Annotated in this window: 28 protein-coding genes; 8 read left to right on the forward strand and 20 right to left on the reverse strand. The window is 61.8% G+C overall.

What is annotated here, in order from left to right:
• Positions 1–424 (reverse strand): thermonuclease family protein (locus ACSFA0_RS24465; RefSeq protein ID WP_435452860.1); only part of this gene is annotated, 424 nt, incomplete at its 3' end.
• A 508-nt stretch (positions 425–932) separates the two neighbouring features.
• Here ACSFA0_RS24465 and ACSFA0_RS24470 point away from each other — a divergent pair.
• A complete protein-coding gene (locus ACSFA0_RS24470; protein WP_435452861.1) occupies positions 933–2,972 on the forward strand; it encodes a ParB/RepB/Spo0J family partition protein in 2,040 nt (679 codons plus the stop codon).
• A 124-nt stretch (positions 2,973–3,096) separates the two neighbouring features.
• On the opposite strand, the gene ACSFA0_RS24475 is transcribed toward ACSFA0_RS24470, so the two are convergent.
• Positions 3,097–3,942 carry a hypothetical protein gene (locus tag ACSFA0_RS24475; RefSeq protein ID WP_435452862.1) on the reverse strand — a complete coding sequence of 282 codons (846 nt, stop codon included), beginning with the start codon at positions 3,940–3,942 and terminating at the stop codon, positions 3,097–3,099.
• A 149-nt stretch (positions 3,943–4,091) separates the two neighbouring features.
• On the opposite strand from ACSFA0_RS24475, the gene ACSFA0_RS24480 reads away from it, so the two are divergent.
• The 4 genes from ACSFA0_RS24480 to ACSFA0_RS24495 are packed head-to-tail and all read left to right on the forward strand — an operon-like array spanning position 4,092 to position 6,199.
• Positions 4,092–4,502, forward strand: a complete 411-nt coding sequence (locus ACSFA0_RS24480; RefSeq protein ID WP_435452863.1) for a single-stranded DNA-binding protein — start codon at positions 4,092–4,094, stop codon at positions 4,500–4,502.
• A gap of 29 nt (positions 4,503–4,531) precedes the next feature.
• Positions 4,532–4,729 carry a hypothetical protein gene (locus ACSFA0_RS24485; protein WP_435452864.1) on the forward strand — a complete coding sequence of 66 codons (198 nt, stop codon included), beginning with the start codon at positions 4,532–4,534 and terminating at the stop codon, positions 4,727–4,729.
• Positions 4,726–4,995 carry a hypothetical protein gene (locus tag ACSFA0_RS24490; protein WP_435452865.1) on the forward strand — a complete coding sequence of 90 codons (270 nt, stop codon included), beginning with the start codon at positions 4,726–4,728 and terminating at the stop codon, positions 4,993–4,995. The genes ACSFA0_RS24485 and ACSFA0_RS24490 overlap by 4 nt, the downstream gene beginning before the upstream one ends.
• 22 nt (positions 4,996–5,017) lie before the next feature.
• Positions 5,018–6,199 carry a zeta toxin family protein gene (locus ACSFA0_RS24495; protein WP_435452866.1) on the forward strand — a complete coding sequence of 394 codons (1,182 nt, stop codon included), beginning with the start codon at positions 5,018–5,020 and terminating at the stop codon, positions 6,197–6,199.
• A 39-nt stretch (positions 6,200–6,238) separates the two neighbouring features.
• Here ACSFA0_RS24495 and ACSFA0_RS24500 read toward each other — a convergent pair whose 3' ends face one another.
• From ACSFA0_RS24500 to ACSFA0_RS24525, 6 genes are all read right to left on the reverse strand, one after another.
• Positions 6,239–6,484 carry a hypothetical protein gene (locus ACSFA0_RS24500; protein ID WP_435452867.1) on the reverse strand — a complete coding sequence of 82 codons (246 nt, stop codon included), beginning with the start codon at positions 6,482–6,484 and terminating at the stop codon, positions 6,239–6,241.
• Positions 6,485–6,539: 55 nt separating this feature from the next.
• Positions 6,540–7,244 carry an SOS response-associated peptidase gene (locus tag ACSFA0_RS24505; RefSeq protein ID WP_435452868.1) on the reverse strand — a complete coding sequence of 235 codons (705 nt, stop codon included), beginning with the start codon at positions 7,242–7,244 and terminating at the stop codon, positions 6,540–6,542.
• 36 nt (positions 7,245–7,280) lie between these two features.
• Complete coding sequence (locus ACSFA0_RS24510; RefSeq protein ID WP_435452869.1) at positions 7,281–7,862, reverse strand: RES family NAD+ phosphorylase; 582 nt, start codon at positions 7,860–7,862, stop codon at positions 7,281–7,283.
• 9 nt (positions 7,863–7,871) lie between these two features.
• The gene (locus ACSFA0_RS24515; protein ID WP_435452870.1) at positions 7,872–8,342 is read right to left on the reverse strand and encodes a MerR family transcriptional regulator; all 471 of its coding nucleotides are present in this window, start codon (positions 8,340–8,342) and stop codon (positions 7,872–7,874) included.
• A gap of 25 nt (positions 8,343–8,367) precedes the next feature.
• Positions 8,368–8,805 (reverse strand): hypothetical protein, encoded by a 438-nt coding sequence (locus ACSFA0_RS24520; protein WP_435452871.1) that lies wholly within the window; start codon positions 8,803–8,805, stop codon positions 8,368–8,370.
• A 128-nt stretch (positions 8,806–8,933) separates the two neighbouring features.
• Complete coding sequence (locus ACSFA0_RS24525; protein ID WP_435452872.1) at positions 8,934–12,116, reverse strand: error-prone DNA polymerase; 3,183 nt, start codon at positions 12,114–12,116, stop codon at positions 8,934–8,936.
• A 19-nt stretch (positions 12,117–12,135) separates the two neighbouring features.
• Here ACSFA0_RS24525 and ACSFA0_RS24530 point away from each other — a divergent pair, with 19 nt between their 5' ends.
• Positions 12,136–12,918 (forward strand): hypothetical protein, encoded by a 783-nt coding sequence (locus ACSFA0_RS24530; RefSeq protein ID WP_435452873.1) that lies wholly within the window; start codon positions 12,136–12,138, stop codon positions 12,916–12,918.
• A gap of 88 nt (positions 12,919–13,006) precedes the next feature.
• A complete protein-coding gene (locus ACSFA0_RS24535; protein ID WP_435452874.1) occupies positions 13,007–13,186 on the forward strand; it encodes a DUF3606 domain-containing protein in 180 nt (59 codons plus the stop codon).
• A gap of 264 nt (positions 13,187–13,450) precedes the next feature.
• On the opposite strand, the gene ACSFA0_RS24540 is transcribed toward ACSFA0_RS24535, so the two are convergent.
• The 12 genes from ACSFA0_RS24540 to ACSFA0_RS24595 all read right to left on the reverse strand — a co-directional run bounded on the left by ACSFA0_RS24540 (position 13,451) and on the right by ACSFA0_RS24595 (position 22,071).
• Entirely contained in the window at positions 13,451–13,633 is a 183-nt protein-coding gene (locus tag ACSFA0_RS24540; RefSeq protein WP_435452875.1) for a hypothetical protein, read from the reverse strand.
• Between the two features lie 486 nt (positions 13,634–14,119).
• A complete protein-coding gene (gene ligD / locus ACSFA0_RS24545; protein ID WP_435452876.1) occupies positions 14,120–16,663 on the reverse strand; it encodes a DNA ligase D in 2,544 nt (847 codons plus the stop codon).
• 430 nt (positions 16,664–17,093) lie between these two features.
• Positions 17,094–17,624 carry a DUF4142 domain-containing protein gene (locus ACSFA0_RS24550; RefSeq protein ID WP_435452877.1) on the reverse strand — a complete coding sequence of 177 codons (531 nt, stop codon included), beginning with the start codon at positions 17,622–17,624 and terminating at the stop codon, positions 17,094–17,096.
• 44 nt (positions 17,625–17,668) lie between these two features.
• Positions 17,669–17,905 carry a DUF378 domain-containing protein gene (locus ACSFA0_RS24555; RefSeq protein ID WP_435452878.1) on the reverse strand — a complete coding sequence of 79 codons (237 nt, stop codon included), beginning with the start codon at positions 17,903–17,905 and terminating at the stop codon, positions 17,669–17,671.
• Positions 17,906–18,037: 132 nt separating this feature from the next.
• Positions 18,038–18,226 (reverse strand): hypothetical protein, encoded by a 189-nt coding sequence (locus ACSFA0_RS24560; protein WP_435452879.1) that lies wholly within the window; start codon positions 18,224–18,226, stop codon positions 18,038–18,040.
• Positions 18,227–18,248: 22 nt separating this feature from the next.
• A complete protein-coding gene (locus ACSFA0_RS24565; protein WP_435452880.1) occupies positions 18,249–18,836 on the reverse strand; it encodes a cysteine hydrolase family protein in 588 nt (195 codons plus the stop codon).
• A 156-nt stretch (positions 18,837–18,992) separates the two neighbouring features.
• Complete coding sequence (locus ACSFA0_RS24570) at positions 18,993–19,244, reverse strand: hypothetical protein (protein ID WP_435452881.1); 252 nt, start codon at positions 19,242–19,244, stop codon at positions 18,993–18,995.
• Positions 19,245–19,297: 53 nt separating this feature from the next.
• Positions 19,298–19,534 (reverse strand): hypothetical protein, encoded by a 237-nt coding sequence (locus ACSFA0_RS24575; RefSeq protein ID WP_435452882.1) that lies wholly within the window; start codon positions 19,532–19,534, stop codon positions 19,298–19,300.
• 117 nt (positions 19,535–19,651) lie between these two features.
• Positions 19,652–20,563 carry a manganese catalase family protein gene (locus ACSFA0_RS24580; protein WP_435452883.1) on the reverse strand — a complete coding sequence of 304 codons (912 nt, stop codon included), beginning with the start codon at positions 20,561–20,563 and terminating at the stop codon, positions 19,652–19,654.
• A gap of 377 nt (positions 20,564–20,940) precedes the next feature.
• Positions 20,941–21,141: a hypothetical protein gene (locus tag ACSFA0_RS24585; RefSeq protein WP_435452884.1), complete on the reverse strand. Its 201-nt coding sequence runs from the start codon at positions 21,139–21,141 to the stop codon at positions 20,941–20,943.
• Positions 21,138–21,326: a hypothetical protein gene (locus ACSFA0_RS24590; protein WP_435452885.1), complete on the reverse strand. Its 189-nt coding sequence runs from the start codon at positions 21,324–21,326 to the stop codon at positions 21,138–21,140. Before ACSFA0_RS24590 ends, ACSFA0_RS24585 begins: the two co-directional genes overlap by 4 nt.
• 1 nt (position 21,327) lies before the next feature.
• The gene (locus tag ACSFA0_RS24595; protein WP_435452886.1) at positions 21,328–22,071 is read right to left on the reverse strand and encodes a Crp/Fnr family transcriptional regulator; all 744 of its coding nucleotides are present in this window, start codon (positions 22,069–22,071) and stop codon (positions 21,328–21,330) included.
• 215 nt (positions 22,072–22,286) lie between these two features.
• On the opposite strand from ACSFA0_RS24595, the gene ACSFA0_RS24600 reads away from it, so the two are divergent.
• Positions 22,287–23,306, forward strand: coding sequence for a patatin-like phospholipase family protein (locus tag ACSFA0_RS24600; protein ID WP_435452887.1), 1,020 nt, complete (start codon positions 22,287–22,289; stop codon positions 23,304–23,306).
• Positions 23,307–23,520 lie beyond the last annotated feature (214 nt).

Below are 23,520 nucleotides of genomic sequence, written 5' to 3' on the forward strand. Positions count from 1 at the left end.
GTGCAGCGGCCTCGGTTGTCAACAGGGACGTGTCCTTGAGGTACTGCCGGTAGGCCCATGCCATGCCGGCGGCAACCATTGCTCTGTTGACGTCCTGACCGCTGGCCAGGACAGTGCTCAAGTGCCGCCCGTAGCGGTCCTCTCCTTGCTCACGGACAACCACTTCACGGCCGAACGTGAGGTCGGCCAGCTCCTGTCGGGACTTGGTCCCGAATGGTTGAGTTTTCTCAGGCGCATCAATCTGCGCCGGGCGCACCCGCACGGGCTTGCGGTCGACCAGGACTTCGAGCGTGTCGCCGTCGAGTATGCGGATCACCTTGCCCGTGAAGTCGGCATGAGCGGCTATCGCCGACATCGTGAGCGCCGCGCCGATCGCGGCGCGCATGAGCGGTGCCAGGCGCACCGCGAGCTTGCATTGCTTCATCCATCACTCCCTGAAGGGCGCGGACGGTAGCACATCGTCTTGCGCAGCTGAAGTCCGCGGGCGCATCGCGTCCCGCCGCGCGGCTGAGCCGTCGCCTCCCTGAGAAATCGGGCAGCCAACCCAGACATCCAACAGCCCTGATTTGTCGCGTCCTGCGGCGCGAGGTGGCGCTCGCCGCGCGGCGGTTCCGTCTGCCATCGGCCCGCTGTCCCGAATACAGCCATTTCCCTCGTCCTTCGCTCTATTCCGGTGAATTTGCGCCCCTGCTGCCGGCGGCCGGCTTCGCCTGCAAGAGGGTGTTCATAACGCTTAGGCGCGTTACGAATGCTTCCCCCTTGCTCCCCCGTCCTCATGGGCGCCGCATCTCACCGGGCGAAGAACTCAGGAAAACGGCGGCCAGCTACGGGTAGGAGGCCGATGCCAACAAAACCCTCTTTTGAAGGGCTCTGAATCTAGGAACCCGGCGTGTAAGTGAAGTCAGTCAATCAACTTTATTCAAGGAACAGTAATGCAAGCATTTGAAGTTTTCTCGGCGATGGGTGGTGTTGAAGCTGTGGCGGATGAGGCCCGCGAACTGGACGTGCGCGGCGGGAATGCGATCCTGGTCCCGGTATCGATGTTGTTCGTGTCGGATGCCAACGTGCGCAAGACCCGCAACCTCCAAAGCATCCCCGAACTCGCTTCGCTCATCGAAGCCGAAGGCCTGCTGAACCCGCTGTGTGTGGTGGCCGAGGAAGGCAAGAAGGGCAGGGCGTCTGGCCGCTATGGTGTCATCGCTGGCGGTCGCCGCCTGATGGCGCTGCAATTCCTGGTGGAGAACAAGCGGGTGCCGGCGAACTGGGCGGTTCCTTGCAAGGAATTCGACTCTGCGCGCGCTGTGGGCGTGAGCTTGACCGAGAATGTGACGCAGGAAGCCATGCACCCGGCCGACGAAGCCGAAGCCTTCCGCGCCCTGGTGAACGAAGGCAAGACCATTGCCCAGATCGCAGGCCGCTTCGGCTGCTCCGAACTGACCGTGGAGCGTCGCCTCAAGATCGCCAACCTCGCGCCGATGTTCCTGGCGCTCTACCGTCAAGGTGACATCGAGCCGAAGCAACTGCATGCGCTCGCGCTGACCTCCGACCATGCCAAGCAGATCGAAGTCTGGGAGTCCCTGCCGTCCTACTCGCGCAGCGAATACCACATCAAGCAAAAGCTGACCGCAAGCGAAGTCCTGCTGTCTGATGACCGGCTCGCCGGATTCGTCGGGCTCAAGGCTTACCAAGAGGCTGGGGGTGCGATCCGCCGCGATATGTTCGGTGACGAAGATGACGTCTACCTTCAAGACGCGGCGCTGCTCCAATCGCTCGCATCGATCCGGCTGGAGAGCTTCGGCCATGAAGTCCGCGAGGCTGGTTGGAAGTGGGTCGAGGTCATGCAAGAGCCCATCGGCTACGAGATTCGCGCTCGCTATGCGCGCGTCTACGCCCAGGACGCCAAGCTGTCCGACGACGAGCGCCAAGGCATCGACGCTATCGAGGAAATGCTGAGCCAACTGCGCGAGGCTCACGACAAGATCACGGCCACCGTCGACGACCGTGACGATCTGTCTGCGACTGAGACGGCTGAAATCGTGGCGCTGTCTGAACAGCTCGAAAGCCTCTATGACTTGCAACGCTCAATGCGTGAAGCGTGCAAGGTTTGGACGAAGAAGCAACTGGCCCAGGCCGGCGCTATCGTGAGCGTCAGCCATCACGGCAAACTTGAAGTGCTGGAGGGGCTTGTGCGTCCCGAGGACAAGAAGGAAGCCGCAGGCGCTGGCGTGCGCCCCGAGGGTGGCCGCAACGTCCAAGAGAAGGCCAAGCCCGCGTTCTCCGAGCGCCTGCTGCACAGCCTCACCGCGCATCGCACGGCGGCTGTCGCTGCGGCCCTCACCGATAACGCCCATGTGGCAATGGTTGCCCTGCTGCATCGCCTGATCCTGGCCGAAGGTCACAGCCACATCGAGTCGCCGGTTCGCATCAACCTGACCGATGCCGGCCATCGGGTCGGAAGCCTCGCCATCGACTACGCCGAGAGCCAAGCAGAGGCCACGCTTGAAGCTGCCCGCGAGCGCTGGGGCGCGAAGCTGCCCGCCGACCCTGCGGCTCTGTTTCGCTACCTGCTGGCCCAGGACGCCGGCACGCTGGGTGAACTGCTCGCGCTGCATGTGGCGCGCTCCTTCGACGTGATCCAAAGCCGTGAGGCCACGCTACGCGGTTTCAACGTGGCCGATGCCATCGTCGACGCGCTCGACCTGGACATGGCCGATTGGTGGACGGCAACGCCTGCGCAGTACCTGGAGAGCGTGCCCAAGGCCAAGATGATCGAAGCCGTGACGGAAGCCTGCGGCGAAGCCGAGGCCCGCGATCTGGCGAAGATGAAGAAGGGCGAGGCCGTGGCCGCTGCTGCCGCCAAGCTCGACGGCAAGCGCTGGTTGCCTGCTCCCCTGCGCCGTGGCGCTTCGGTGGCCCAGGCAGACGACCAAGACGACACCGCTGCTGACGACGAGGAATCCACCGAGGAATGAAATGACTGGCGGCGCCTTTGCACGGCGCCATCCTTGACCGGGCTTAGGCCCGGTTTTTTTGAGCGGAAATTTGAGCCGCTTACGCGGCTTTAAGTTGGAAGCGTCACGCTTCTAGCAAGACCCGTCACTTGAAGATTGCAAAGGCAACCGCAACGCCTACAACCGCTAACATCCATAGCAGAGTGCGATTCACATCTGCTAATTGGCTTTGCAGCTTAGCTAGTTGGGCGCTCAGCTGAGCTTCAAACTTCTCGGCGCGGGCCTTTGTCGCGTCTGTGTGAGCCGTAAAGTCTGCGCGGTCGGGTAGCGAAGCCAGCGCCGACAACATCGCGGCAGGTGCGTCCGCCAGCGTGAGCGTGAATATGCTCAACGCTCCCTGAGCGTTCGCGATGCGACCATCCGCGCCAGGCCGCAAGACATAGATAGTTGGAAACGGTGGATCTCTCTCCTGCAGGTAGAGCCCCTCCAGCCGAAGAACGAGACGCGCGGACGCGATCTGCGCTGTTGACGCCAAACGGAAGGTCTCCTCAAACTGCTCATTGGGCAGATACAGGCTTAAGAAATGAGGCATGTACTGGGTGGGGTCGCCCACCTGAGAAAAGCGCGAGGCGATTTCCTCGCTCGCACCCAGGATGGCTTGTTGTTCCGGCAGCTTGTTTATCCCAGACCCATCGCTGATCGTGACATCAAGTTCCGTACAGAGCCCCATGCCGCCTTCAAATTCAGCCGGCACAAAGCCGGCTGCAACTGATTGCCTCAGCCGTGCACGGGCATAGACGTAGCGCAATGGGTTTCCGAGCTTCCAACGCGACATATCCGACCCGAACTCAGGGACGGAGGTCGCGTGCAGTTCCGCTCTAAATCTCGTTAGCTCTAGGACAAGCTCATCAGTGGGCCTAAAGGTCCGCAGCGGACCGTTGACCGGGGTGATCGTGAACGTCGTCTCTCCCGCTGCTTGCATCTCATTCATCTCCGAGCCCACGGGGCTTGTGGCCCTGGATTCTGTGGCAACTGCACGTTCCGCTGACAACATAAATGTGTTTACGCTATCGACAACCTAAGCGACAATTTAATGTGTGACGCAACCATGTCGGATTGCGCACGTTTTAGGGAGTCTCCATGTCTGCATCTCTCAACGAGGTCAAGCTGATCGGCAACCTCGGCGCCGACGTCGAATTGCGCAAGGTCGGCCAGGAAGGCAACAGCGTTGCCACCATCAGCCTCGCCACCACCTACCGGCGCGGCGAAGTCGAGAAAACCGAGTGGCATCGCGTTGTGCTGTGGAACGAGCTGGCCGAGCGCGCTGCGAAGTACCTCGCTAAGGGCTCGTCGATCTACGTGAGCGGCTACCTCCGCAACCGCAAGTGGACCGACGAAGCGGGCGTCGATCACTACGCAACCGAGGTGATCGCCGACAGCATGCAGATGCTCGGAAGCCGTCGCACTGGGGCCGCGGGCAGCGACGCAGGAACCCCATCGGCGCCGGCATCCAAGGTGCCAGCGATGGCTGAGGGCGACGTCCCTTTTTGAGCGGCGCAGCGGCCCAGGAAACCAGCGGCTTGCTCCAGGAACTTGAGTTCGTGGACGCCGCTGTTTCTCAATCGATTGGCCTCATCACTGGCATCCAGTGGCTGCTGCGCGAAGGCCGAAAGGATCCATCACAGCCGACGTTCACGGCTGCAGATGTCGCAGGGATGCTGGACCTGGTGAAAGACCAGCTCGCCGATGCGATCAACACGAATGCCGAGCCCGCATGAAAGACGCTGTCACACCCGCACAGTTCGCCGCCGCCTCGATGCTGGCGAACCTCTCTCCCGAGCGCCTAGCCGTGGCCCGCGCTGTCCTCATCGAGGGCAAGAGCTACGGCGAAGCTGTCGCCCCCTACGGGTGGACGCGACAGACCGCCTACGGGCCGATCAAGGCCATCCGCGAGCACCTTGCTCGCTACCAAGCTGCTTGCCAAGCCGAAGCAGCTGCAACACACGCTCCGGACACGCCACCAGCGGCACCGGAAGCACCTTAGACCAATCCACAGGGGATTTACGTTGGAACCCATTCACCGCAGGGAGTTTGCACAGCCCGACCGCGCGGCCGTCCAAGACGAAGTGATCCGCGCTGTCGAGGCCGATCCTGAGCCGTTCATCGCGGCATACAGGGCCGACCCTGACAACTTCGGCGGGCGCTACATCTGCGCTGACAACTTCAAGGACACGTTCGAGCAGTTTCGCGCCTCGCCCGACGCGCGCAACCGCTACAACACGCCGGTGCATAACGCCGCGGCCGTGCTGTCGTCGGAGCTGTTCAGCCGCGTCATCCGCGACGACTCGGAGCCGTCGCGCGACCAGGCGATTTTTCTCACCGGCATTCCAGGTGCCGGGAAGACATCGGCGGTTCAATCCGCCGGAATGTCACCACGCACGCGCGTGATCTTCGAGGGCCAGCTCAACCGGCCTGAGCCTTCGATGGAGAAGATCCAGGCCGCGCTGGACCGTGGCGTCCAGCCCGTGATCTACGCGGTGCATGTGACGCCTGAAGTTGCGCTGCGCCGCACGTTCCAACGCTTCGAGGAGTACGGGAGAGGGGCAAGCATCGCCGTCATGGCCGACATTCAGGGCGGCCTGCCCGATGGCCTGCAGCGCATTCGTGATCGCTTCGGCGGCGCGGTCGGGCTGGTCATTCTTGACAAACGCATCGACGGCCAGCATAAGGAACTGCATGGCTGGGACCATCTCAAACAATTAGCCCAAGAAGGAAATCATGCTCGCATCTCCCAACGCCTCCGCGACGAACTCGAACGACACAAAGCTCAAGGTCGAATCTCCGACGACTGCTACCGGCAAGCCAACGGAGACGCCCCTCTCCCAAGACGTTCTGGATTGGGGGAAGAAGGTCGTCGAGACGAGCAATCGCATGTCGACGGACGAGAGCTACCGCAAGGAAATCGCCAAGCGGATCAAGTAGGCCCAAAGCGCCCGGCTCGCGCCGTGGCGTTCGAGCAGCTCACGCAGGCTGAGGGCTTGGCCAAGCATCCCGAGCTGATGGGTGCGTATCGCGAGCTGGCCGCAAAGCGTGCTGCTGGAGCGCAGCAATTTCCCAACGACGAAGCGGACAAGGCAGCACACCTTGACGCTGCGCGAAGCGACATTCAGCGTCGCCTCGACGAAGGTCGAATTCCGCCGCTGCCCCCCATTGCCCCGGTGACGCGGCCACCTGAGCGCGACCGCTGATCTGCTGGTTCGGTGCTCGCCGCCGTGACCCGCGTCCCCTCACCCCACGGGTGAGGTGTCTTCATCTTCCCCCGTCAACCGCGGCCCGAACTTGGCGCTGCCTAGCCTTTCCAGTACGGCCAGGCCGGCGCGTAGCGCCGCTGAATAGGAGTCGTACCTCTGTTCGGACGCCTGCAGCTCCGCCCAGATTGCAGCGTCTTCGGTCGATTCCATCAGAAGCCAGTAGAAGCAACCCGGATCGGGTTCATCGACGCTGAGGGAAATACGGCGGAGGTGATCGGTCATGGGTGCATTCTGCGATTGAGGGGTCCGGTGTCTGCCGGCAGCGACCTACAAGGCATCACAGCAAACTCGCCTCTGGGCCCAGCGCGGCCGGCGGCGCCGTCAGCGATGAAAAGCGATCGGCCGGCAGTTGCATGAGCAGATCCTTGCTGCGTTCGGGTGCGGCGTCCAGCCACGCGTCGTACAGCGATTCAGGGAGCACGACCACTTGGCGCTTTTCCTTGGACTTGTGATAGTGCTTGAAAACCCCATGCGTGCTCGCGTCGATGGTGAGCATCGTGTAGCTGAGCCGTCGTACGCCGGCGGCGTCGGTCCATTGGTCCCACAGGCCCGCGATCCCCATCGGCTCGCCATCGGCGCGCCAGATCCGGGCCGGGCGCGACTTCTTTCCATCGCCGATCCGGTAATCGGGCTCGTAGATCGCCTCTGCAGGGACGATGCAATGCTGGCCTCTGCGCCAGGCATTGCTGAACGTGAACGACTTAGCCACGCGGTCATCGCGCGCGTTGAAGGTGGACAGCTTCAGCGCTTTGTCAAGCCCTGCGCCCTTGGTCAGAGCGGACACCAGGCCCCAGCGTCCAACAACTGCCTCGCGCGCGGGCACAGCCTCATCACCCGACTCGATCTCTGGCGGCCGTCGAATGAACAGGCCTTCGTAGTTCGGCCACATGTCGGGCTTCGGCTCCTGCGCGGGCCAGGTCGCATCGAAGATCTCGCGAAACTTCTCACGCGTTCTGCGAACGGTTTCGTAGTGGGCGCACATTGCTTACTCCTCGACGACCCGCCCCGCGCGGGTCGCCTACTGATCGACTATTGGAACCTGCGAACCGATTGCGGCGGCGACGACGCTCTGGTGCAATCGGTTAGAACCGGGCTCCACGAGAGGCGCCTTCGTCAGGCGGCTCAGTGCTCCGATTCCCGTTTCGAACACGCAAAGGCAATCATGTCTCGGGTGCTGCGCGGACGCGTACAACACACCGTCGACGTCTTGCAGCCGGCAGTTGCGCGCGAAGGCCTGCGACGAGCCATACCTTTGCGATTGCAGAACAGGATAGCGCTCCTCCAATCCGCGGAGGTCGACCAGGCGAAGCCGGCGAGTGGCGCTGAATGCAACCAGGTCGCGCTGCTTCAGTTCGTCAAGCGAGCGGATGATGCTCTCGCGACGAAATAGCGACTCATAGAGCGCGGTGACGGGACTGTCCGCGAGGTAGCCGACGGGTTCGTCCTGCAAATCGAATCGACCTGCCATCGTGCCGACAGGCGGGAGGATCAGGCCGCGCGCGCGAACACTGCCGGTGCGAGCCCTGGTGCGCTGGATGCGGTGCCAGATCTTGTGTGTTGGTAGCTCTACTATGGGTGGGTTGAGGTCGTTGAAGTTCATTGGGCGAGGTCAATGAGCCTCAGCCGTCGCCAGCGCAAGAATGCGCTCCACTGAAATTCCTTGCTCCAGCGCAACGCGCGGTGTCTTCCCGTCCAGCGCTCTTGAGGGCGATTCGAGGAACGACAACATCTGCCAGCCATCATTGGTGCCAAGGCTCTTTGCCAAGGGTTGAAGCACCGGCCAGATCGCTGGCTCGAACTGCCATCGAGGCAGCTTGAATCCGCGGCGAAGATGTGCAACCCCGATGCAGCGACCGGCTTTGATCCAGGCGTTGATCGTGACCCGGCTTGTTCCTGCCAAGTCTGCAGCTTCATCAGTGGTGATCATGTCGGCGGCTTCCATCCGATCGCGCCTGAACTCAGCGCCAGTCCGCAGCAGCGCGGCGGATTGGGCGGCAGAGGCGTATGGGTCAGAAGCGACGTTCCGTTGATCATTGGATTTTTCGGTGGCGAACGGTGAGGTGAGGGAAAGGGTGTTCATGCGCTTACATACGAAAGACATGCACTCAGGGTGCGTTGCGCAGGTTCGGCTTCGCGGCCGAAAAGAAACCCACTCCGACACCACCGCCCAACTGCGATGGCGGGCCAGCGAAACGACGGACTCGATTAACCTGGGATACGAAGGTCCGCTTCAACCACCGTAGTAGGAACCAGCTCGTGGCGACTCGCTCCACGACCCCGTGAGTGCCGATCAGATTGCTCCAAGATGGCGTCCGGTAGACCGCAAGGAGCGCCTTCACCATGGCTTCCGACATGGCACTGGGTTCGAACGGGATCACACCTGCTTGGCGGCAAACGATCTGAAAGTAGCGCTGGAGCGAAGTGCCCCGCGTGACTTCGATACACCAAGCGCCGTAATCGTCGGAGCCAGAAAGCAAGGTGGGGATGTCGCCCGCGTCATCCGGTTCGTTCAGCAGATACCGCTCTCGGTCAAGATAGATCAAAAGAATCTCCTTGGGTCGTCGGCATGCCGCGTGGCATGCATCGATCAGGCTGATCTTACCTCTGGTTCGGTCATTTGGGAAATTTCGTTAAGTTCGACAGGATCCCCCGAGCTTCGCGCTTGAATCGTTCACTTGAAGTCTCGGCTCGAGATGCGCAGGCGGCCGAGTAGCTCGCTGTGGTCGACCAGCTTCTGTGCGACCAGTGAGTTGACGCCTTTCTCACTCTGCCATGTTCCCTGCACCGACAGCAGCTGGGAGCCGCGCAGCGCGGCGCGCTGCGATTCGGCGACCGAGGCCCATACGATGATGTTCACCGTGCCCGTCTCGTCTTCGAGCGTGGCGAAGATCGTGCCGTTGGCCGTGCTGGGTTGCTGCCGGTGCGTGACGATGCCGCTGGCCCGCACGCGCTGGCCGTTGCGGGCATTCACGCGCAGATCCTCTGCCGTGCGAATCCTGTGCCGTGCGAGCTTCGGACGCAGCAAGCTCAGCGGGTGGCGTCCGAGCGTCATGCCTTGCGACGCGTAGTCATCGACGATGTCATCGCCTTCGGTGGGCTCCTCGAATTCGACAGAATCCTCCACCGTGCGCGCCTCGCGCAGCATTTCCGGCGGTCGCGTGTCGACGCCGAGCGCCTCCCACACAGCATCAGGACGTCGACCGGCGAGCTGGCGCAGCGCGTCGGCGCCGGCCAGGCAGCGCAGGTCATGGGCATCCAGCTCGGCCCGGCGCGTCAGGTCTTCGACGCTGGCAAAGGGGCCGGCACGCCGGGCATCAACGATCCGCTGCGCGGCCGCCTGGCGCATGCCCTTCAGGCGCGAGAAACCAAGCCGGACAGCCCGCAAGGGCGTGGCCACCGCCGAGTCCCAGCGAGGAGACGCTTGATCGCCCTGCGCCTCTTCCTCCAGCGTGGTCGACCAGTCGCTCACGGTCACGTCGACCGGGCGCAGCAAAACGCCGTGCTCGCGTGCGTCGCGCGCGAGTTGCGCTGGCCCGTAGAAGCCCATCGGCTGGCTGTTGAGCAAAGCGGCGAGGAACGCGTCGGGGTGATGGCGCTTGAGCCAGCAGCTCACATAGACGAGGAGGGCGAAGCTGGCTGCATGGGATTCCGGGAAGCCGTAGGAGCCGAAACCCTCGATTTGTTTGGCGATGCGTTCCGCAAATTCCTCGGTGTAGCCCTTGCGGCGCATGCGCTCGATCAGCTTGCGCTGATGGGGCTCGAGGCCGCCACGCTTGCGCCAAGCGCCCATGGCGCGACGCAGCTGGTCGGCCTCGCCGGCCGTGAAGTCGGCGGCGAGCATCGCGATCTGCATTACCTGTTCCTGGAACAGGGGAACGCCCAGCGTGCGTTCGGTCGCGGTCTTGATGTCTTCGCTCGGGTACTCGACGGCTTCCTCGCCGGCGCGCCGGCGCAGGTACGGATGCACCATGCCACCCTGAATCGGGCCCGGCCGCACGATCGCGACCTGGACCACCAGGTCATAGAACTCGGTTGGCTGCAGCCGCGGCAGCATGGTCATCTGCGCGCGGCTCTCGATCTGAAAGACGCCGACGGTGTCGGCTTTGCGGATCATGGCGTAGGTCGCCGGATCCTCGGCCGGGATGTCCTGCATGCGAAATTCCCGGCCCGTCTTTACCTGTAGCAGATCCAGCGTCCGGTGGATGGCCGTGAGCATGCCCAGGGCCAACAGGTCGACCTTCAGCAGGCCCAGCGCGTCCAGGTCGTCCTTGTCCCACTGAATGACGCTGCGATCCTCCATGGACGCGTTTTCCACGGGCACAAGCCGGCTTAGCTTGTCGCGCGCGATTACGAACCCGCCGGTGTGCTGGCTTAAGTGCCGCGGGAAGCCGCGCACAGTGCCGGCGATCTCCAGCCAGAGTTTGACCATACGGTCGCCGCTGTCCAAGCCGTTCTCCTGCAGGCAGGCCTCGCTGACCCACTCAAGCTCGGTTCCGTAGGCGTTTTTCGCGAACCGCTCGACCTCGTCGACGGGAAAGCCGAGCGCTTTCCCCACGTCTCGAATGGCGGACTTCGTCCGGTACGTCGTCACCACGCCCGTGATCGCGGCGCGATCGCGGCCGTAGCGCCTGTAGACGTACTGCATCACCTCCTCACGGCGCTGATGCTCGAAGTCGATGTCGATGTCGGGCGGTTCCTTGCGCTCCACGCTGATGAACCGCTCGAACAGCACGTTCATGCGCGCCGGGTCCACTTCGGTGACCCCCAGGCAGTAGCAGACGGCGGAGTTGGCGGCCGAGCCGCGGCCCTGACAAAGGATGCCCTGTGCCCGGGCCCAGTGCACGATGTCTGCCACTGTGAGGAAGTACGCCTCGTACTGCAACTCCGCGATGATCTTCAGCTCGTGCTCGATCTGCAGGCGCACTTTCTCGGCTAGGCCGCCGGGAAAGCGCGTGGTCACGCCGGCATACGCCAGCTTGCGCAGTTGCGAGGTCGGTGTCTCGCCTGCCGGGCAGATCTCCTCCGGGTACTCATAGCGCAGCTCCTCGAGCGAGAACGTGCAGCGGCGCGCGACGTCGACCGTTTCCTCAAGCCATTCGCGCGGAAACTGTTCTGCCAGCTGCGCGCGACCGCGCAGGTACTGCTGCGCATTAGGGAACAGGCTGAAGCCGCATTCCTGCACCGGACGGCCCAGGCGGACCGCGGTGAGCACGTCCTGCACCGGCTTTCTCGCCCGCGTATGCATCAGCGGCGCAGCGCTGGCCACGATGCGCAGATCCGTCTTTTCCGCGACTTGGTCGACGATCCAGCAGCGCAGGTCGTCGTCTTGTTCCATGGGGCGTGGCGCGACAAGCCAGGCGCGATCGGGAAACCAGGTCTTGAGCCACATTGCTTGCGCGAAGAGGCTTTCGACGGTCGCGTGGCGATCGGGCAGGAGGAGGGCGAGGCACCCCGGCATGCCGGCCAGGTGGGGCGCCTTGGCGGCCTTCCCCTCGACGTCCGCGACGAGCGACAGGTAAGTGCCTTTCGGGGCGCGCCGGCGCGCCAGGGTAATCAGCTCGCACAGGTTGCCGTAGCCGCGTCGGTCTTGGGCCAGCAGAACTAGGCGGGCATGAGGATTTCCCCCGGCTGTCGTCAGCAGGATCTCGCTGCCGACAATGAAGTGAATGCCGCATTCCCGCGCCTCGAGGTGTCCACGGACGACGCCGGCGACCGAGCATTCGTCGGTCAAGGCCAGGGCGGTGTACAGCTTGGCCGCCGCGCGCTTCGCCAGTTCCTCAGGCTGCGAGGCGCCCACGAGGAAGGTGAAGTTGGAACGGCAGTGCAGTTCCGCGAAGGGTGGGACGTCGTCCATACTGTATATTTATACAGCCATGAGCCACTCCGGCAGCGACCGCTCAGAAGGTCCACCACCACAATTTCTCGATGAATCGGCCCGCGAATCATTGAAGCCTTTGCACGTCCGGCGCCTACGAGCGGTCCATCGATCGGCGGGCTGGCCGTGCTGCGATCCGGTCGAGGTCGACCTCTTGGCAGCCGGGCTGCTTGAACGGCGCCGATCAGCGCTGGGGCATGAGACGGTGCACGTGACGGCAAAGGGCCTGGTCGTGGTTGCGGCTCCGCCGGCCGAGGCTTACTCGCCCCTGTCGGCCCACGGCACGCTAGTGCACCAAGTCGCGCGGGAGATGACCCGCAATGGCCGGATTGCCTGGTGTGGACTGCGCTTGCGCGTCGAGTTGGCGCAAGAAGAGGGCAGGGCCCGTTGGGGTGTTGCGAAGCCGGATGTCTTTTCCATCCGAAGCACCAGCGTCGAAGGCTACGCGCAGCCGTTGGTGCATCAGGTGATCGTCGATCGCGCTGACTTGGTAACGTGCCTGGCAGAGCCCGACGCCCATACGGTTTACCGCGAGCTAGGCGGCGAGTGTTGGTATGTACTGGGACAAGATGAGCTGGGCAATCTCATCGCCGATCCAGATGAAGTTCCGGACGAGTACGGTGTCCTGGTGTGCGCGGGGGCCCGGTTGATGACGGTTCGCTCCGCGACGCATCGGATGCAGGCTCGAATGCCCTTTGCTGTGTGGATGGCGTTAGCAAAGTCGCAACCCCTTCGCGGCCTGGATGAAGGCGTGCAGGGCGTGCTCGCCGACGCGCTTTGATGCGGCTTCGACCACCATCTGGCTAGGAATCCGGCCTACGTCGTAGGGCGTGGCGGGGGTGCAAGGTACTCGCGAAAGGAGATCCACCATGTCCGACGATCCGAAGAAAACAAGCCTCGACAGGAAGCTCATCTCGCTCGATGAAGAGCACGAGGTGCGCTCGTGGACCCAGTCCCTGGGCTGCACGCCCGAGCAGCTGCGCGAGGCGGTGAAGGCTGTTGGCAACTCAGCCGAGGCCGTGCGCAAGCACCTGGCTTCGAAGCGCTAAGGAGGTCAACGTGCCTAAACGCCGTGGCCCAAGTTCGCCGGGTAGCCCAGCCGACACCAAAATGCCCAAGCCGGGCACGAATCCGGATGGGCAGACGCCAGCCGAACTACCGACTAACACGCGGAAACAAACGCCGGAAAAACGTCCAGTGCCCAAGGCCTAGTTCGGCAGCGTGCGCTACGGCGTGGATTCCGACGTTTGTGACCCCTTGTTGATGGTCGGCGTCTCTGCAGTCTCCTGAAGGGCAGGAAAATTGAGCGCCCATCACTGTCGACTACTGGCATGCAAACTTGGCTTGGAAATCGTGGCGATGCCTATGAAACCGGGAAAGGTCGGCGGCGGCATGAGGGCGCCGTGTTGCTTTGCACCGCGCTCCTTGCCGTAGCTTTTGCATGGTGCTTCGCGGGCGGATAGATTCCAGGTATGGTCGCAGGCGACGGCCATCATTCGACCGGTCCAGTGTCTTCAAAAAAAGCTTCAAGTGTCGAGCAGCGACGGTTCCTTGGCAATCGGGCCAGTACCAATGGAAAGGTGCCTGCACAGAGTTACGGTGCGGTTCTTGCGAGGAGGGACTCACCATGCTTTCGACCAGTCAAAAGGCTCAGATCCTGTCCAAGGCTGGCATCGCCGTCCCGCCTTTTCCTTCCCGACGTCTCCCCGTTCAAGATCGGTATCTCGAACGCGGCGCACAGGTACCGCGGGAGGAGGTGCAAGCAAACGAAGAGCAACGCGCTGCTGCAGTTGCATGGGCTGCGGATATCAATATTCGCTACACAGCGTACGTCACTGAGCGTGCGTTGCGAAGCTTGCAGAGCGCAGACGACGGCGACCCACATGCACCTTTGCCTCGGGCGAAGAGTGATGGGGCAGAGCACTCACGTCCCTAGCCACCCAAGCCTCCACGTGTGCGCTGCCAGGGGCAAAGAAGAACGCCTACGGCTTGAATCCGAGAACTTTCATTGCTGGCCCCAGCGACTGCTTCATCTTCCAATATTCAGCCCATGGGTCCACTGTCTGAAACGACAGGTGCTCCCGTGCGGTTGTGATGGTCCAATGCGCGCCGCTCTTGATCGTTGACAGCTCTTCCCAATGAATAGGGATCGACACGCCAAGCCCAGGCCTGGCACGAGCTGAAAACGCTGCAGCCGTCGTGGCGCCGTGACCGTTGCGCAGGTAGTCGATGAAGAGTTTTCCGATGCGGTTCGACGGCCCGCTCTTGGCGACGAAGCGCGACGGGATCGTGCGCGCCATGTGCTGCACGACGGCCTGCGAGAAGGCCTTGACGGTGTCGTAGTCCAGGCGGGGCGTCAGCGGCACGACCACATGCAGTCCCTTGCCACCGCTGGTCTTGAGCCAGCTCTCGAGCCCGAGTTCAGTCAGGAGCGTGCGGGTAAGGGTTGCCGCCTCCTGAATCTGCTGCCAGGTGGTACCTTCGCCCGGGTCCAGGTCGAAAATCATCCGGTCCGGCTTGTCGATGTTGGTCGCCTTGGAGTTCCAAGTGTGGAGCTCGATCACGTTCATCTGGGCAGAGCCGACCAGCGCCTCCGCGGTGGCCACCTCCAGAAGCGCCGTATGCCCGGGCCACAGGGCGGGATCCAGTTCTTTGATGCCAGGGATGCCGATCTTCTCGCCGTGCTTCTGGAAGAAGAGCTGCTTGTCGACGCCCTGCGGACCGCGAACCAGGGAGCAGGGGCGCCCTTTGAGATGCGGGAGGATCCAGTCCACCACCGACTCGTAGTAGCGCACCAGGTCGAGCTTGGTCAGGCCCGTGCTGGGGTCGATGATGCGATCGGCGTTGCTGACCTTGATGGAGCTGGCCCGCTTCTTGGCAGCGGGCTTCTCCGCTTCGAGGTCCTTCGGTTGCTCACGAACGATGGCCGATGCAGGCTTGTCCGTGCGCAAGCTCACATAGGACGCATGCCGGACCTGGCCGTCGGGCGTCCACTCGGCGAATTCAACCTCTGCCACGAGCTTCGGTTCAACCCAACGCTCACTGGAGGCTGATCGTTTGGACCAGCGGCCGGGTTTCGCCGCGCCGGCAGCAAACGGTGACTTCGGGATCGACAGCTTTTCCAGCTGACGCTTCAGGTCCGAGGCCTCGGTCGTGTCCCAGCCGGTACCGACACTGCCGGCGGAAACCAGCTCGCCGCCGGGCCCGTAGACGCCCAGAAGGAGGCTTCCAACCTGTGCAGCGTTGTCGCTGCGCTCGGTGTAACCGGCGACGACGAATTCCTGCCTTTGCTTGCACTTGAGCTTGAGCCACGCCTCGCTGCGGGCAGAGGTGTAAAGCGCGTCCGCTCGCTTGGCGATCACTCCTTCGAGCTGCATGCGGCAGGCCGAACTCAGGATTGACGCCGGGTCGGCGTCGAAGTCGGCGCTATACCGCACGTGCTCCGTGCCCTTCTCGTCGAAGAGTGCCTTGAGCAGTTGCCGGCGGTGGCGCAGCTCGACGCCGCGCAGGTCATAACCGCCAAAGAACGGAGCGTCGAAGACGAAGTAGACGATGTTGGCGTTGGGTGCGCGCCGGTCGAACGATTTCTGCAGGGCGTTGAAGTCGGGGGCGCCGTTGGCACCGAGCACGACGATCTCGCCATCCAGCCAGCCCGTATCGATGCCCAGCGATTCGACTTCCTTGACCAGGCCGGGCATCTTGGCGGACCAGTCGTGCCCCCCACGCGTGATCAATGTGGCCTTGCCTTTGTCCAGCTTGGCCATGATCCGGTAGCCGTCGAACTTGATTTCGTAGATCCACTCGCCAGCGCCCGGAGTTCCCTTGGCAAGGGTCGCGAGCTGGGGCGACAGCTTGGCAGGGAGGGGGGCCTTTTCTGCCCCGGGAATGGGCGATTCCTTGCTGGCTGCTTTCTTGCGGGCCGCAGCCGGCGCGGTCGTCTTTGCCTTCGAGGCGACTCGGATCGGTTTTGCGATGACGCTGTCGGGGAGGGCAGTGACGACGTCGTATTCCGCCTTCGACCGCGCGAACTCGTCACGCTTCTTGAACAGGATCCAGGGCTCCTGCTTTTCTCCGCCCTTGGCGATCTTCACCAGCTCCCACAGCCCGGATAGCTTCTGCCCATCGAGGCGGAACAGCAGCTTGCCCATGGTCAGGCCTTCGCGCGGGTCACCGACCGGCTCCCAGGTGCCGTTGTCCCAGACGATGACGGTGCCGGCGCCGTATTGCTTGGGCGGGATGATCCCCTCGAAGGTACCGTAGGAGATCGGGTGATCCTCGACGTGGATCGCCATGCGTTTGTCCATCGGGTCGAAGCTGGGGCCCTTCGGCACCGCCCAGGACAGGAGGACACCGTCCAGTTCGAGTCGGAAGTCGTAGTGCAGGCGCGAGGCGGCGTGCTTCTGAACCACGAAGCTCAGGGCCTTGCCGGGCTGGGCGCGCTCACCCCGGGGTTCGGACGTGATGGAGAAATCCCGCTTGGCCCAATAGCGGGCGAGCGGGTCAGCTTCGATATCTTTGGCGGCCATGGCGACAAAATGCGTCGTTGAGATGCTTGGCGCTGACGGCGGGCCGCCCGAAATTTCGTCAGATCGGAGTCTTAGGCCCGCTGTTAGCCACGTCGCCGCGCAGCGCCTACCATAGATCGGAACAAGCGCAGGGGGCATCACTTTCGGTCGTCTCTGACGCGCATGTTGCGCTCCACGCAGCGTAGGTCTAGCCTGCCTCGGCCGCCCTTGTCTGCTGACGCCCTTGCCATTCTCCAACGATCAAGATTAGAAATTGCCTATTCCATCTTTTTTCTCATTGAAGACGATCCCAAACTCCAGCTAACCCTAAAAGACGACATCAGTACGTTTTGCGAGGCGGAAGTAATCGATCGATGCGGCTACACATCACTGTGGGCGAGGCCTGTGGGTGCGATGGCAGCCAAGGCTCACTGAACTACACCATCGAACACTATTTCTTCACGGCCGCCATCTCGCGTGCATGCCCCAGATGGGCCTGCACGACCGGCAGCATCCTGTCCGCCAGCGCCTTGACATCGGCGTCCTTGGCCTCTGCCTGTGTCTTCTGCAGCAGCTTCTCGGTAGCCTCATGGTCGCCCACACCGGCCTGCTTGACGTATCGGCTGTCGAAGGTGTCACCGCGGAGCGCCTTGAACTCCAGCGCTGCGGCTTTATGCATGGCATCGGGCGACTTGGGCAGGTCGACGCCCTTCGCCGCTGCCACAGTCTTGACTTCGTTTAAGCCCTTCGTGTGGTCGGTCACCATCATCTGAGCGAATTTCTTGACGGCGGGACTCTTCGCCTTTTGGGAGGCCAGCTTGCCGCTCTCGATCTCAGCGATGTTGGCGCGTGCGATGTCCTGCAGCAAATCGGCGTCCGCCTTGTCGATCTTCGCGGTCTGTGCGAAGGCCGTGCCAGTGAGGAGCAGACCGCCGAGAGCAAGAGCTGTGAGGGGTCTGAGGGAGCGGTTGAGTTTGATCATGTTTTCTCCTTGAGAGTTTTGATAAATGGGCATCGGCAGCCAGCTCACAACCGACGGCGGAGTGGATAGGTCAGGAAATAGAGCCCCGCCACGCCAACCAGCACGTATACGAGGCGAGTGACTGCAGACATAGAGCCAAAGATCGCAGCAACCAAGTCAAAGCTGAAGATGCCGACTAAGCCCCAGTTGATCGCTCCAACGATCACGAGTACCCACGCGACCCAATCTACGGTGGTGAAGACCGAAGTGGGCGCGGTCGAAGTCGTACTACCGATTTGCATGTTTGCTCCAAAAGAAAGTGTTGAGATCTGGAATCTGGGACTACGCAGAGGAATGCAGCGTCATTGTTTCGCCGTCCTTGTGTAGGGTGCGGCGCATGTGGGAGCGAATGCTCAGCTCTTTCGCCGTACGGCTCAGGAGCCGGACGGCTTCTCGGACGCCGGCGCCGGTGAGCTGGCGGCAGGTTTGTTGTCAACGTTGGCAGGCGGGCGCTTGTACCAAAACACGTTGAAGACGATGGCGCCCACGACCAAGGCACCGATAACAACCGCCAGCCACACACCGACGCGTTTCGCGTCCCGCTCGTTCTCGTCAGTTTTCATCGTGATCTCCTGTGACTGGAAGCTATGAAGGAAGGGGTACCCGCCGCGCGAGCGGTGTCTTCAGTTTGAAGACTTCAGCGAAATGCTTCACCGCCGAGGCGTTGCGTTCGTCTGTCTGTGATGCGACACAGTCACGTGGAACGACGACGTCGATGTTGCGCATCCGCGCATCGGCAACGCTGGACAAGATGCATTGGTCACTCGCCACACCGGTGACGAGTAGCTGATGGACCTTCAAGTCATCCAACAGCAGGCGCAACGGGGTCGCGTAGAACGCCGAATGCTTGGGCTTCAGAACGAAATAGTCGATATCGGACGGCCGAAGGGCACTCGTAACCGCGGCAGCGTTCCCACCACAGTCGAGCGACCTCGCGACAAGCCTCGCGAAGTCGGACCGCCAGCGACCCAGGTTGTCGTTTGCATAAATGACAGGAACGCGCGATCGCCTGCACCGGGCCTTCAGTGCAGCGATGTTCGGCGCGATGGCAACGGCTCCGGGCAGTAGCTTCTCACCGTCCGGAAACGACCAGCAGCTGATCATGTCGACGATCAATAGGGCGACGCCACCAGCTGCGGAATGTTCGCCCAGGCCATTGTCTGCCTTAGCCAAGGAAGTGCCTCCATCGAGCTTTGGGCGTGGACGCTTGTTCGGCGGGCCTCCGTCGCAGCGGTGGCGGGCCAGGCAAGATCGACGCCAACATATCCACGATCCAGTCGATAACTAGACCCACGCGAGGCGCCAGTCTCTGCGGCACGAGTGTGCGCATTAACGTTTGTTCTCATCTTTGCTGGATGCCGGCGTCAAGTCTTCGTGAAGACCGAACGCCGCCGACTCATCGTGCTTGGTGCCCTCAGCGTCGGATTTCTTGTCCTGCATCCGCTCCTGCTGCGCTGGTCCGGAGACGTCATCACCGACCGCATTCTTATGCCCGGTAAATTTCTCACCGGCGCCGATGTTGTCCGCGCCGCCGTCTGTAGTCGGGCGGGTTCCATCGCCGCTGCTCTTCATATTGCTCATGGTGTCTCCAGTGTTTGCGGGACTCGCGGCATGACCATCGGCTCCCGATGCGGTTAGGCTGCTTCCGTCGCGGGACGCCGTATGTCGACTTCCAGACGTTCTCGGTGACCCTTCTCGGTGATGGCAATCACTTGTGCATACGGGATCTCACCGTAGCCATCGCGATCAGCAAAGCGCGCGATGATCAGACCCGCCCTGCTGAGCTCTCGGATGGCTCGTATTTCTGCCGGGCGGTAGGACATCTTGGGGAGCCGTTCAGCGGCAACATCCTTCAAGAAGTGCGAGGTCATGTTTCCCCTGCAGCCTCCATGTTTAAGTGTCCGTACCGAATGGGGCCTGAGGGCTTTAGCCATCGGGCCTCGTAGACAGAGCCACGAGATCAATCGCTGCAGCGGGGCCGACGTAAGTTAATTCTTGTTCAGCTGATCGTTGACGCTGGCGAGCACGGCTTCTTCAGACATGCCCAACTCGGCACCCGTCTGCGGGTCGCTCGTCGGGTCTGACGCCGTACGGACAGCCATGGCTTCGACCACTGCAGCATCGGCCTCGGGCATCCGGACCGTTGCAAGCCCATCGCCCCCGTCGACAGCGACCTGCTCGTCCAGTTCGCTGCGCACCTCCCACGCCGGCCCGCTGTTCCAGGGACCTTCCACGTCATCGCCCTTGGACATGTTGAAGTAGACGCTGGTGAACTCCGGCTTGCCAGGCAGCTTGCCCGGCGGGAAGTTCGGCGTGATCGAATAGAGGGCCTTCTCGAAGGACTTCTGGTGAGCAATCTCCCGAGTCATCAGGAAGCCGAGAGCATCCTTGACGCCCGGGTCGTCGGTCAGGTTGATGAGGCGCTCATAAACGATCTTGGCGCGTGCCTCGGCCGCGATGTTTGAGCGTAGGTCTGCCGTTGGCTCGCCGATGCTGTCGACATACGCCGCCGTCCAGGGCACACCGGCTGAATTGACGAGGGCAGGCCCGCCACCATAGAGGACCTGAGTCAGGTGGCTGTCATTGCCTGCGCCGGTGATGGTGCGGTACATGTCGGCCTCGTTGTCCACGCCCTCGGCAAGGCGTCCCTTGGCACCCTTGTTCAGCATCGCAACCATCGTCCCGATCACTTCCAGGTGGCTCAGCTCTTCGGTGGCGATGTCGAACAGCATGTCCTTGCGGCCTGGATCGTCTTCGCCAATGGCCTGGGTGAAGTAGCGACATGCAGCGGCAAGCTCGCCCTGGGCGCCGCCAAATTGCTCGAGCATGAGGTTGGCGAGGCCGGGATTGGTCTCGCTGACGCGCAGCGTGTATTGCAGGCGCTTATTGTGAGAAAACATTGTGGGTCCTTTTGATTGAGGGCCAATGGGGCCCCTTTCAAATAAGGATGACCGCACCTTTTGCCTTGCTTGTCAGCCAATTGCTATTTCATCTGCGGTCGTTAGTACGACATGAAGATATTCGTTCGGGATATCTCTAAATCTCTGCATGCCAGCTAATTTTTTTGATCGCATTAACTTGGGTTAAAGTGCACCGTAAGCAAATGAAATGATTCTGTCTGCCTAAGACACGCGTGAGATTTGGTGCTCTGAAGGAACCGTTCAAAAGGTCCCCAAGTTGCGTTTTGGACGCTATGACTTCTCCGGCCCCGCAGAAGCGAGGTTGGGGTATGCCACACTGCTGCGCCTTCAAGGCTGGCACAGGCGTAGGCGGATCGCTATGCGAGGTTTCCGCGCACGGACGGCCAGTCTCCAAGGCGCGCTTCGAACGACCTTGCATAGCGCTTCTGTTCGTCGGTCAAAGGTTCGTGAGCGCAGATCGACGCAGCGATGTTGAGTAGACGCAAATCCGACACGCCGTAACAGCCGATCTTCTGGAGCAGCTCTTCCCGCCACTGCGGAGTGTCTTCATCGGTCACTTGTTGCTCCTCGCCTGCGTAAGCGCAAGCTCCGCGGCTGCTTGAAGACTTTTCGCCGTCAGGGCGGCCGCCTCCGGCGTCATCGTGACTGCAACCCCATCGGGCCCGTCCAGAATCACCAAACCGTCTTCTGCCGACGCATGGCCTGCATCAGCACGTGGCTTGCCTCTTTGGGTCTCGCTCATGTCATGACTCCGTTCCTGCGGTCGCACGCGCCGCTGTTTGATCGTTGAGAAAGAGAAACGCTGGGTCGAACAACGAACGCGCTACCAAGTTGTGAAGGTCGAGGATCTCAACCCTGGATCCACGCACGTTGCATAGTTCTGCTTCGCGGAGCTGGCGTAGCACCCGGCTGACGTGAACATTGGTTAACCCGCATACCTCGCCCAAATCGCCCTGGGTCATGGGAAGCGTGAAGGTCGCGCCATCCGAAGCGCCGATCGCCAGGAGGCGAGCGTTCATCTCACATAGAAAATGCCCAACCCTCTGGAGAGCATTGAGACTGGCCAGGCGGTAGATCCACTGACGGTGCCTGGCCGCGTCCAAGAGAGTCAGGAACCACAACCTTCTGGTGAGCCCTGGAGCTCTGGTTTGGATTGCCTCCAGTGCGGTGTGCGGAAAAACTGCAACCTCGACCTCGGTAAGAGCTCCAACGGCATGGTCGAGTTTTTTGAGCGCATAGGCATGCAAGTCGACAAAGTCCCCAGGTACATGCAGTCCCACGATATGGCGGCGTCCGTCCGGAGCGTCGATGTGGCGCGCCATCAGGCCTTTGACGAGCAGCAAAGACACGTCGACATCAGCCCCTTGCCGGACTGCCACATAGCCTGCGGAATACACCTGTGTGCGCATGATCGCCTGCTCGAGCACGTCTCGCTCCGATGAGGAGATTTCGAAAGCGTTATTGCGAAGTACGTTTTGAGTTAGCACACATAGCTCCTTTGTCACCATCCACCAAGATGGCTCTTGTTGCATTAACGCAGGTTAATCCTAATCGTAAATATTGCTTGCGTTACATTTTTGTAGCAAAACTTTTTTTGGATCACGGTCTTTGCCTATGGCAATGCGCCAAAACATCGGCAAGATTTTCACATTGGAGGTTGCGTCGAAAGTAGTTAATGAAAATCGTCTAACCGGGGGCATCCATGCCGAAGATAAATCTCGCTCTACAGGGTGGTGGCGCCCACGGTGCATTCACATGGGGTGCACTCGACCGGCTATTGGATGAGCCAGACATAGAAATCGAGCGCATCAGCGGTACGAGCGCCGGGGCCCTCAACGGAGCGGCACTCGTCTCGGGTTTTGCTGAGGGCGGCAGGGCCGGGGCCAAGCACCGTCTGGCTGCGCTCTGGCGCCAACTGGCACTCGTAGGAATTCCTTTCACCATGCTCTTGCTTCCACTGCGCAAGCCAAGCTTTGGGATGTGGGACGATGGCATTCCGTTGGTCTCACCTTATGCGGTCAACCCGCTCGGGATGGCCCCGTTGCGCATGGTCCTGGGCAGTCTCATCAACGAGAGCGCCCTGGGAAATCCGGCGGCGCCGACACTTTTCGTGAACGCAGTCAGCGCGCAAACGGGCTTGAATCGCGTGTTCAAGCCAGGCGAAGTCACGATCGATGCGCTGCTTGCCTCTGCTTGCGCGCCGCTGGTGTTCCAGGCGATCCCGATCGACGGGGAGTCCTATTGGGACGGCAGCTATGGCGCGAACCCGTCGTTGTGGCCGCTGTTCCAAGGGCGAAAAGACGTTGACGTCTTCTTGATAGAACTCACCCCTTTGCATCGCCCAGAGACGCCGATGAGCGCCAAAAATATCTTGAATCGCATCAATGAGATCGCGTCGATCAACGCCCTGAAGGCGGAGCTGCGCGCGGTGATCGACATCAACGTCCAGAAAGAGCTCGTTCGGATGCACGTGTTGAGCCTGCCGATCGAAGGTTACGAAATGGCTATGGAACCCTCCATCAAGCGCAGTGTGGGCATCGAACTGTTCGAATCCTTAAGGCAGACGGGGTACGCAGCCTGTGATCGATGGCTGCAGTCGAATCAAAAGGATCTTGGCGTGAGCGGCACGATGGACATGACCCCGTATCTGTCCGAGCGGCGATCGATCGACACACTCATGGAGAACCTGAGCGCCGGCATAGCTGCGCGGGGCTCCAAATAGTCAACCAGGAGAGCGACATGATCAAACAGGCCGGTGATAAAGCGTGGCCATTTCCAACTAATGCAAGCCATCCGCCAGTGGACCTATTCAGTGTCGCGCGGGTCGAGGAGCCCACCGAAGATGCGTTGGACCATGGGATCGAGGAATCATTCCCGGCCAGTGATCCTGTTTCGGTGAGCGTCAGCACGATTTCGCCGGCCCTAGCCAGCCCAAC

The sequence above is a fragment of the Variovorax restrictus genome (assembly GCF_051216715.1).
Lineage (GTDB): Bacteria > Pseudomonadota > Gammaproteobacteria > Burkholderiales > Burkholderiaceae_C > Variovorax.